The organism is Bacteroides caecigallinarum, from assembly GCF_016902295.1.
GTDB classification, from domain to species: domain Bacteria; phylum Bacteroidota; class Bacteroidia; order Bacteroidales; family Bacteroidaceae; genus Phocaeicola; species Phocaeicola caecigallinarum_A.
Genome location: NZ_JACJLQ010000038.1, coordinates 20391 through 31047, shown reverse-complemented (window position 1 = coordinate 31047; position 10657 = coordinate 20391). Strand labels below are relative to the sequence as shown.

General features: G+C 36.1%; 7 protein-coding genes. 3 read left to right on the top strand and 4 right to left on the bottom strand.

Going from position 1 to position 10657, the window contains the following annotated elements:
- Positions 1-237: 237 nt before the first annotated feature.
- Together H6A27_RS11790 and rsmI are read right to left on the bottom strand one after the other, a co-directional pair.
- Positions 238-1092 (bottom strand): Cbp1 family collagen-binding glycoprotein adhesin, encoded by an 855-nt coding sequence (locus H6A27_RS11790; RefSeq protein WP_204404936.1) that lies wholly within the window; start codon positions 1090-1092, stop codon positions 238-240.
- 7 nt (positions 1093-1099) lie between these two features.
- On the bottom strand, positions 1100-1795 hold the full coding sequence (gene rsmI / locus H6A27_RS11785) for a 16S rRNA (cytidine(1402)-2'-O)-methyltransferase (protein WP_204404935.1): 696 nt from the start codon (positions 1793-1795) through the stop codon (positions 1100-1102).
- A 196-nt stretch (positions 1796-1991) separates the two neighbouring features.
- Between rsmI and H6A27_RS11780 the strand changes: the two genes are divergently transcribed.
- Positions 1992-3116: an AI-2E family transporter gene (locus H6A27_RS11780; RefSeq protein WP_204508811.1), complete on the top strand. Its 1125-nt coding sequence runs from the start codon at positions 1992-1994 to the stop codon at positions 3114-3116.
- 57 nt (positions 3117-3173) lie between these two features.
- Here the strand turns inward: H6A27_RS11780 and H6A27_RS11775 are convergent, their stop codons facing one another.
- On the bottom strand, positions 3174-4532 hold the full coding sequence (locus H6A27_RS11775) for an MFS transporter (protein WP_204404933.1): 1359 nt from the start codon (positions 4530-4532) through the stop codon (positions 3174-3176).
- 58 nt (positions 4533-4590) lie between these two features.
- Positions 4591-6183, bottom strand: coding sequence for a DUF6377 domain-containing protein (locus H6A27_RS11770; protein WP_204508810.1), 1593 nt, complete (start codon positions 6181-6183; stop codon positions 4591-4593).
- A gap of 248 nt (positions 6184-6431) precedes the next feature.
- On the opposite strand from H6A27_RS11770, the gene H6A27_RS11765 reads away from it, so the two are divergent.
- Entirely contained in the window at positions 6432-8285 is a 1854-nt protein-coding gene (locus tag H6A27_RS11765; RefSeq protein WP_204508809.1) for a glycoside hydrolase family 13 protein, read from the top strand.
- A gap of 190 nt (positions 8286-8475) precedes the next feature.
- On the top strand, positions 8476-10656 hold the full coding sequence (locus H6A27_RS11760; RefSeq protein ID WP_204508808.1) for a glycoside hydrolase family 97 protein: 2181 nt from the start codon (positions 8476-8478) through the stop codon (positions 10654-10656).
- The last annotated feature ends 1 nt before the right edge of the window (position 10657 follow it).

Below are 10657 nucleotides of genomic sequence, written 5' to 3'. Positions count from 1 at the left end.
TCGTCACGCCGATGGTACTGCGTACAAGTGGGAGAGTAGGTAGTCGCCGTTTTATAGAGTAGAGCCCTGAAGCATCGCTTCGGGGCTTTTTCGTTGTTATAAGATATAGTGTTATCATTAGCCTTTAAAATGTCTTCAGTGGCACATAAATAGAAAAAAGGGACCATCCCAAAATTTAATTTGAAATGGTCCCTGATAAGTAGTTTTTTGATTTAAAATACCAGTCAATGAAATATGTTATCTAACTTGGATAACTAAATATCTTGATACACTCCAGAATTCGTTAGGCTTGGTGATTTCTAAGACATATTGTCCTTTATCATCTTTCTCTAACTTATATGAACCTTCTGGATGGCTTGTAAGCAATTCTGCGCGTTTAGAATATAATTTGATAACCTTTTCTTTGCGGATATCTATTTCAGTGAAATATTCTTTGTTGAAGTCGTTATTCTTAAGAACATCGCCTCCTTTAAGTATCTTCTGGTCTTTAAGTTCGCTCTTTGTACCGAATACATACCATGCAGTATTCAGCGCTTTATCCTGAGCTGCAACTGTCTTGCTTTTTTCTTCATTTTCTGCAGATAGTTGGTCAACGTTCTTTGTAAGATCCATAACAGCCTCATCGAGTTCTGCTATTCTTATGTTCTTAGATGCTAATTCTGTTTGAAGTGTTTCAATTTGCTGTTGTTTTGCGGCAAGTTCAGCCGTAAGATTTTCAAGTGCACGTTTTAGTTGTGTACTTTTATAATTGCTGTTTTTCAGCTGGGCTTCCAGTTCAGCGATTTTTTCTCTATTGCTTTTCAGCTTTTGACTGATAAATCTGATATCATCTTTTATTTTGTCTGCTGCTGACTGGTTTTCAATAACGCTACCGTTCAAATCAACTCTGTTTTCAGCTTCATTAATCTCGCGAAATCCTTCCTGAATTTCGTTAAAAGCTCCCATTATTTCGTCCAGCTCATTGTTTCTGTTTAATAATTCAGACATTAATGAATCGTTTTGAGCTTGAAGCGCATCTCTTTTTTGACCAGAATTGTTACATGATGATAACAAAGCGGCAAAGCACATTGAGAATAATACTACCTTTTTCATGATTATATTACTTTTTAGAGTTATTTTTCTGTTCTTCTTTTCCTCCCAGTATAATTACGATTTCGCCACGTGGTTCTGTTTCGGTAAAATGTTGTATAACCTCGTCCAATGTACCACGAACACTTTCTTCATGAATTTTTGATATTTCGCGGCATACAGAGACAGGACGTTCATGACCAAATATTTCGGCAAATTGAGTTAATGTTTTTACAAGTCGGTATGGCGACTCATAAAATATCATTGTTCTGGTTTCATCAATCAAAGAGTTTAGTCTGGTCATTCTGCCTTTCTTTTGTGGAAGGAAACCTTCGAAGCAGAAACGTTCGTTAGGAAGCCCTGAAGCAACAATTGCCGGTACGAAAGCTGTTGCTCCCGGAAGACATTGTACTTCTATTCCATTGCGTACACATTCACGTACGACCAAAAATCCCGGATCGGATATACCAGGTGTTCCTGCATCAGAAATAAGGGCTATTGTTTCACCCGCTTTTATGCGCGAAACGATATTTTCAACAGTTTGATGTTCATTGAATTTGTGATGAGACTGCATTGAGTTTTTAATCTCATAATGCTTTAGGAGAATTCCGGATGTGCGCGTATCTTCAGCAAGAATCAAATCTGCTTCTTTAAGGACACGAATGGCACGAAAAGTCATATCTTCCAAATTTCCTACAGGAGTAGGAACTACATATAGTTTACCCATATTTGTTTTTTTGACATCATTAATAGCAAAGGTAGAAAGTTTTTGGTCTTGATGATGCTTTCGTGTTAATATTTAACAGATGTTGTGTTTTATGATGAATATTATCTATTATATTCCTAATTTTCATGTCTAAAAATTAGATTTTATATTCAAGAGTTGTATTTTTGCACTTAAAGTAAACATATAATTTTGTATTATGGGCGGTCAGAAAAAAATAACATTCGATAGTTTTATTCGTGGTGCTATTGGTGGTGCTATATTGATAGCTGTACTGTATTTACTGGATAGGCTGAGTGGAGTCCTGTTACCTTTTTTCATAGCTTGGTTAATTGCATATCTGATGTATCCTATTGTAAAGTTTTATCAGACTAAGTTTAAGATTAAAAACAGGGCATTAGCTATTTTTGCAGTTTTATTTAGCATTCTTGTGGTATTGGCTGGGGCTATATATCTTTTGGTACCTCCAATGATAGAAGAATGTGTCAGGCTGAAATCACTTCTTGAAGTATATTTTTCTGAGGGTAGTAAATTTACATCTATACCTAAAGACATTACCGATTTTCTGCATAATAATGTAAATTGGACTTGGGTAAAGGAAAATCTTACTTCTGAGAATCTTATTGATGCTGTAAAGAGTGTATTGCCTAAGATGTGGTCTTTATTATCGACATCTTATAATATTGTTCTAACCATATTAACGTTGTTCTTTGTATTTATGTATTTGTTTTTCATCCTGTTGGATTACGAAGAAATAGCCGAAGGTTGGGTTGGTTTGTTGCCTGCCAAGCATAGAGGTATGGTTATTGGAATTATTAACGATATAAAGGACAGTATGAACAGATATTTCCGTGGTCAGGCGTTAGTCGCGTTTTGTGTCGGTATTCTGTTCAGTATAGGTTTTCTGATAATAGACTTTCCATTAGCAATAATTCTTGGTTTATTCATAGGACTTTTAAATATGATACCATATCTGCAAGCAATAGGATTTATACCCACCATAATTTTGGCTTTGCTTAAAGCTGCTGATACAGGAGAAAATTTTTGGATTATATTAGGTATGGCATTGATAGTATTCTGTGTTGTACAGGCTATTCAGGATATGTATCTTGTTCCGAAGATTATGGGTAAGATTACCGGATTGAATCCGGCCATCATATTATTATCTCTTTCTATTTGGGGATCATTGATGGGGATGTTGGGTATGATTATCGCTTTGCCAGGTACAACATTGCTTCTCTCATACTATCAGAGATATATTAAGAATAAAGATTTGATATATATGCAACAACAGGAAAATTCTACGCAAGATGTTAATGAATAAACATAAACGGCATAAATGAAAAATTTTTCATTTATGCCGTTTATGTTTTTTAATGTTTTATTCCTTTTCCTTGATGATTCCTATACATAAAGCTCCAACTATAAGGAGTACTCCGGCTAATACAAGCATATTCACTTCTGGCGGAACATTACCCTGAGTTGTGAACATTTTCAAAATCCATCCTCCGGTAATTGCTGCAACAATCTGAGGTACACATATTGTTCCGTTGAACAGTCCCAAATATGTTCCCATGTGTCCTCCTGTCAGTGCATTAGTCAGAATTGTAAATGGTAATGCCAACATAGCTGCCCAAGCACAACCTATAAGAAGGAATGATACAAAAAGACCGTATTGGTTATTTATGAACATAACTGATATAAATCCTATTCCACCGAGTATCAGACTTAATGAGTAAGCTAATTTGCGGCTTTTAATTAATGGTATTATTGTTGCCCATATAACTGATCCTATCGCTTGTACGGCAAACAGTATGCCTACCCAGTCGCCCGCATTCTGATATTGAACGGATTGTGTGTCGAGTACAAGATGTTTTACTCCGTCTTTGATGACTTCTACAGATGGAGTATTGAATACTTCTGCTGCTACCGTTCCGTTGGTATATGTCCACATAAACATGAAGGCCGCCCAGCAAAAGAATTGTACAAGTCCTACAGTCCAGAAAGCCTTAGGTGCTTTCACAAGCAGGCTGAAGATATTCGTTTTCTCTTCTTTTTTTTCAGTGTTTATTCCGTGATATTCGGCATATAATTGTGGAGGATATTCTTTTACTTTTACTGTAGTATATATTACGCATAAAATAAGTATTGCGGCTCCAATATAGAATGAGTATATAACTGAATCTGGAATAACTCCTTTTGGAGCTATATTACTGATTCCTATAGCTGCAAAAATGAATGGGAACAGATAACCGGCAAGACTTCCCGCATTGCAGAGGAAACTCTGAATAGAATAGGCAAGTCCTTTCTGTTTTTCATTTACCATGTCGCCAACCATCATTTTGAAAGGTTGCATGGCAATATTGATTGATGTGTCAAGAAACATTAGCGAGAATAACCCGAAAATCATTGCTGCCGAAACACTCATGCCGAAACTACCGGCATTAGGCAACAGACACATAACCAGTACTGCAATGAGCGCACCGACAAACAGATATGGTATTCGTCGTCCGAAACGGCACCATGTTTTGTCGCTCAAGGCTCCAATGATGGGTTGCACGATTATTCCTGCCAGAGGAGGCAGTATCCAGAAGTAACTCAGACTGTGCGGGTCTGCTCCAAGGGTAGAGAATATTCTACTGATATTTGCACTTTGTAATGCGTATGCAATCTGCACACCGAAAAATCCGAAGCTTATGTTCCATAGCTTCCAGAAACTTAAATCAGGTATTTTTTTCATGATATAGTTATGTTTTTTATAGTTTTGTTGGTCTGTAGGTTAATGAAATATCTATTGGTTATAAGTTCATGACATCTTGTTCAAATCTGTCTTTGTCTCCTTTGGCTTTATTCCTGATTTTGCTTCTGTAATTATATACTGTAGCCAGTGAGTATCCAAGGAAATGTGCTATACGATTTGCATCTGTCACCCCCAGTCTTATCAAGGCAAATATTCTTAGTTCCGTATTAAGATGCTCATCCTTTTTGGGATATATTTTACCGTCATCCGTAAGCAGATTGTTGAAGTCTTCTACGAAATTTGGGAAAAGATCCAAAAATGAACGGTCAAATTCATCGTAGAATAGTTTTCTTTCGTCTCGTATGAATTCTTCCGATCTTATGGCCTTGAACAGTTGGTCTATTTTTGATGCCATTGCAAGCTTTTCAAGCGAACGCCTGTATTGTTCCAGCTTTTCCAGATAAACAACGCATCGGTCCAGATATTTAGCTATATATACTTCCTTTATTTTACCTGTTTGAGCAAGATTTCTATTAGCTTCAACAAGTTTCTTGTTGGCCTTGTACAGATTTCTTCTCATAACAGATAGTTTTTTCATCCAATAATAAAGGTAGAAAGTTGCTATTATAAGAAGAAATGCCAATACGCTTATACCAATTAGCAGTCGTCTTGTCGCATTTTGTTTTTCGGCTTCTTTTTTCTGGTATGCATTATCTATAATAGGGTATATCTGTGTTACCTCAAGAAATCGTAGTCTTGCATTGGCAGCTACCGCATCTTCCATAGAACATGACAAATAATTGTAAGCTCTGTCCAGATTTCCTTGATGGTACATAAGTAATGCCAGTTTCTGTAGCGAAGCATATTCACGTTCAGCCATTTTTATATCCATTATAGCTGTACTTGCAAGATACTTTATTTGGCTTGATGTATCTCCTATAGCCTCATAAGCATCTGATAAAGTATAGTTCACATATACTTTTCGTTTTAAGTTTATTGAATCGGACAACAACGGCAATAAAGCTTTTATAGCATTTCTATAATCACCGTCATAAATCATTCTTTCGGCTTGATTTATTTTGAAATCAATATCTGTTATTCCCAGTTGTGAAATGGAATCTCTGTAAGTTTCTGTTTTTAAGGAATAACATTTGCTGGCATTGTCGTCAGCAGTATAATCGGCAAGCCATCCGTAGTATGCCCTGCGAGTTCTATAGTAATATCCTAAAAGTCCTTTATTGGTTATATTGGCTTTATTAACTTTGTCAAGTTCATTTTTAGCCTCATTATACATTCCCATAACTCCGAATACTTCAGCTCTGTTTATTAGTATCTCGTCTTCAAGTTCCGGATTGTTAAGTAACGGAAAGTATTTGTGCTTCATATTAATATAATATAATGATGAATCTGCTTGATAATGCAAGTATTCATAGAAAAGAGCACCACTAATGTTATATTTTTCAGTTATATCATTAGAACGCTTGAGACTGTCCTTTAGTTGGGATAACTTTTCTTCTCTCAGATTATGATAATATTTTTTGTTTGAAATGACTTTATCGAGTTCTTTCAACAACTTTTCATTCTCCGGATTGGCTTTTAATATAGTAGGTATGATAAGAATATAAATAAGTATTATAAATATGTTTTTCATGACATTAAATTTAGAGCTGATACAAAAATATGTTTTTTTATCAATAAGTACAAAAACATGACTATTATTTTACTGATGTTTGAATACGTTTTTATTTATATTTTTTGAATAACATAATCTGCCTAATATGCTTATTAATAATGATATAGCTATTTTACATATTTATATTTTTATTGTGTCGGTGATAAAATGTCCACAATAATCTTAATTTTGCAATATAACAATATATAAATATAAAAATCGATATCATGAAACAAACACTGTTAACCGTTATGGCTGTATTGTCATTATTATTCCCTTTTTCATCAAAGTCGTATGCTGTAATTAAGAAAGTTGCCCCTACATTCTGGTGGGCAGGGATGAAGAATTCAGAATTGCAAGTTTTGCTTTACGGCGAAGACATAGCTTCTTCCGAGGTCTCTATTTCCAGTAAAGATATTTATCTGAAGGAAATAGTCAGACAGTCCAATTCAAATTATCTTATCATTTATCTTGACCTGAATGATGCGAAGGCACAGAAGTTTGATATAATACTCACGAAAGGTCGTAAGGTAACTAAAGTACCGTACGAACTGAAAGAGCGCACACGTAAAGGCTCGGATATAGAAGGATTTACTTCAAGTGATGTTCTTTATCTTATAATGCCGGACAGATTTGCCAACGGAAATCCTGAAAACGATGTAGTGCCTGGAATGTTGGAAAATAAAGTTGACCGTAATGAACAGTATGCCCGTCATGGTGGAGATTTTAAAGGTATATCAGAACATTTGGACTATATATCAGATCTTGGTGTGACAGCTGTCTGGCTTAATCCTACACAGGAAAACGACATGGAAGATGGATCATATCATGGATATGCCATAACTGATTACTATCAGATAGACAGACGTTTTGGTAGTAACGAAGAATTCCTTCAATTGGTAAACGAGGCCCACGGTAAAGGATTGAAAGTTGTTATGGATATGATTTTCAATCATTGCGGAAGTGAGAACTATCTGTTCAAGGACAGACCTCAGGATGATTGGTTTAATTTCCGTTCCAATTATGTACAGACATCGTTTAAGACAGCAAGCGTAATGGATATTCATGCCTCTGATTATGAAAAGGCCATAGCTACAGACGGATGGTTTACTCAGGTTATGCCTGATTTGAATCAAAGAAACCGTCACGTTGCCCGTTATCTTATCCAGAGCAGTATATGGTGGATAGAATATGCAGGAATAAACGGAATACGTCAGGACACTCATCCATATGCTGATTATGATTTTATGTCAACATGGTGCAAGGAGGTTCTTGAAGAATATCCTCATTTCAATATCGTAGGCGAAACATGGCTAAACAGCAATGTTCTAGTTTCTTATTGGCAGAAAGATAGCAAGCTTGCCGCTCCAAAGAACTCTAATCTTCCTACAGTAATGGATTTTCCTCTTACCGATCTTATGACCAAAGCCTTTGATGAGGAAACTACCGAATGGTCAGGCGGTCTTTACAGATTATATGATTATCATACTCAAGACTTTGTGTATGCCAATCCTATGAGTCTTTTGACATTTCTTGATAATCATGATACATCTCGTTTCTGCAAGAATGAAGAAGATTCAAAAAACATCACACGTTATAAACAGGCAATAACATATTTACTTACAACGAGAGGAATTCCTCAAATATATTACGGAACGGAAATACTTATGGCTGCCGATAAGAGTGAAGGAGACGGATATCTGCGTCGTGATTTTCCTGGTGGATGGGAAGGAGATGAAGTAAACTGTTTTACACGTGAAGGCAGAACAGAACTTCAGAACGAAGCATTCGATTATACTCGTAAGCTTTTGAATTTCAGAAAAGGTAACGAGGCTATATGTAAAGGTACGATGAAACATTTCGCTATACGTAATGGAATTTATGTATATGAAAGAAAGTACAACGACAGTTCTGTAGTAGTATTTATGAATGGAACAGATGAAAATCAGACTTTAAATCTTGCACCATATAAGGAAGTACTTCCGAAATCCGAGGCTATTGACTTTATTACAGGAAAGAAAGTGGCTTTAAAAGATGAATTACTTCTTGAAAAACGTGGAATACTACTTTTGACATTCTAAAAATCATTTATAAAATCAGTTATTGCTCTATAAATATAAATGTCATATAATCAGATGTTTATGTGGTATTTTCTTTAATATGACATTTATATTTTATTTCTAAATCAATAAAAGCGTTACTAAGAACAATACTTTTGCAGCAGAGAGTTTTTTTAACCTGAAATTTTAAAACTTAAATACCTGAAAAGCTATGAACCTTAAAAGTATTTTTTCATTAACATCATGTATTTGTTTCGCTATGGCAGTAAATGCCCAGAAACTTACTTCTCCTGATGGAAATTTCGTCATGAATTTTAGTCTCAGTCCTGAAGGAGCACCGGTTTATGAACTTTCTTATAAAGATAAACCGATTATTAAACCAAGTACATTAGGACTTGAACTTAAAAAAGAAGATGCAAACAAGAAGACAACTTTCGAATGGACAGAACGTACAGACAAAGATCAGCTTGATGCAAAAATCAATCTTATGACTGGTTTTAAAATAAAAGATACAAGTACTTCCACTTTTGATGAGACTTGGAGTCCTGTTTGGGGAGAAGAAAAAGAAATTCGTAATAACTATAACGAACTGGCTGTTACACTTGACCAACCGTCAAATGACCGTTACATAGTAATACGTTTCCGCTTGTTTAACGATGGTTTAGGCTTCCGCTATGAGTTTCCTCAACAGAAGAATCTTAATTATTTCATTATCAAGGAAGAACATTCCCAGTTTGCAATGGCTGGAGACCATACGGCTTTCTGGATTCCGGGAGATTATGATACTCAGGAATATGATTACACTACATCACGTCTGAGTGAAATTCGTGGAAAAATGAAAGACGCAATCACTCCTAATTCATCTCAGTATGTATTCTCGCCTACAGGAGTTCAGACAGCTCTTATGATGAAAACAGATGATGGCCTGTATATTAATCTTCATGAAGCAGCATTGGTGGATTATTCATGCATGCACCTTAATCTTGATGACAAGAATATGATTTTTGAATCATGGCTTACACCTGATGCCAGAGGTGATAAAGGTAACATGCAGACTCCATGTGTTTCACCTTGGCGTACAGTGATAGCAAGTGATGATGCACGTAATATATTGGCAGCCCGTGTTACACTCAATCTTAATGAACCATGTAAGATAGAAGATACATCATGGATACATCCTGTGAAGTATGTAGGCGTATGGTGGGATATGATTACCGGAAAAGGTTCATGGGCTTATACTGATGAAGTTCCTAGCGTCAAACTTGGAATTACAGATTATAAACAGACAAAACCTAACGGAAAACATTCTGCCAATACAGAAAATGTGAAGAAATATATTGACTTTGCAGCTGCACACGGATTTGATGCGGTACTTGTTGAAGGATGGAATGAAGGTTGGGAAGACTGGTTTGGTAAAACAAAAGATTATGTATTTGATTTCGTAACTCCTTATCCAGACTTTGATGTGAAAGAGATTCATCGTTATGCAGCCGGCAAGGGTGTTAAGATGATGATGCACCATGAAACATCTTCTTCTGTAAGAAACTATGAGCGCCATATGGACAAAGCCTATCAGTTTATGGTAGATAACGGATATAACTCTGTAAAGAGTGGATACGTGGGTGATATTATTCCTCGTGGAGAACATCATTACGGACAGTGGATGGTTGACCACTATCTTTACGCAGTTAAAAAGGCTGCCGACTATAAAATTATGGTAAATGCTCATGAAGCAGTACGTCCTACAGGTTTGTGCCGTACATATCCTAATTTGATTGGTAATGAGTCAGCTCGTGGAACAGAATATGAATCATTCGGTGGAAGTAACGTAAATCATACCACTATACTTCCTTTCACTCGTCTGATTGGAGGTCCTATGGATTATACTCCAGGTATATTTGAGCTTGATTGCAGTAAGATGAATCCTACAAATACATCTCGCGTACGCAGTACATTGGTACGTCAGTTGGCACTTTATGTCACTATGTACAGTCCTCTTCAGATGGCAGCAGATATTCCTGAGAACTATGAACGCTTTATGGATGCTTTCCAGTTTATTAAGGATGTGGCTATAGACTGGGACGAAAGCCGTTACCTTGAAGCTGAACCGGGTGAATACATTACTATTGCACGTCGTGCCAAAGGTACAGACGACTGGTATGTAGGATGTACAGCAGGATATAACGGACATAAATCCGATCTTAAACTTGATTTCCTGACTCCTGGCAAGAAATATGAGGCTATTATATATGCTGATGCAAAAGGAACATCTTGGGATAATAATCCACAGGCATATACTATCACCAAGAAAAAAGTGACAAACAAGTCAAAACTTAAACTTACTGCTGGTGTAGGTGGTGGCTATGCTATATCAATTAAAGAAATCAAATAGT

Bases quoted from the DNA above. Each gene is read 5' to 3' on its own strand.
- H6A27_RS11790 (WP_204404936.1), bottom strand. From the start codon at position 1,092: ATGAAAAAGGTAGTATTATTCTCAATGTGCTTTGCCGCTTTGTTATCA.
- rsmI (WP_204404935.1), bottom strand. From the start codon at position 1,795: ATGGGTAAACTATATGTAGTTCCTACTCCTGTAGGAAATTTGGAAGAT.
- H6A27_RS11780 (WP_204508811.1), top strand. From the start codon at position 1,992: ATGGGCGGTCAGAAAAAAATAACATTCGATAGTTTTATTCGTGGTGCT.
- H6A27_RS11775 (WP_204404933.1), bottom strand. From the start codon at position 4,532: ATGAAAAAAATACCTGATTTAAGTTTCTGGAAGCTATGGAACATAAGC.
- H6A27_RS11770 (WP_204508810.1), bottom strand. From the start codon at position 6,183: ATGAAAAACATATTTATAATACTTATTTATATTCTTATCATACCTACT.
- H6A27_RS11765 (WP_204508809.1), top strand. From the start codon at position 6,432: ATGAAACAAACACTGTTAACCGTTATGGCTGTATTGTCATTATTATTC.
- H6A27_RS11760 (WP_204508808.1), top strand. From the start codon at position 8,476: ATGAACCTTAAAAGTATTTTTTCATTAACATCATGTATTTGTTTCGCT.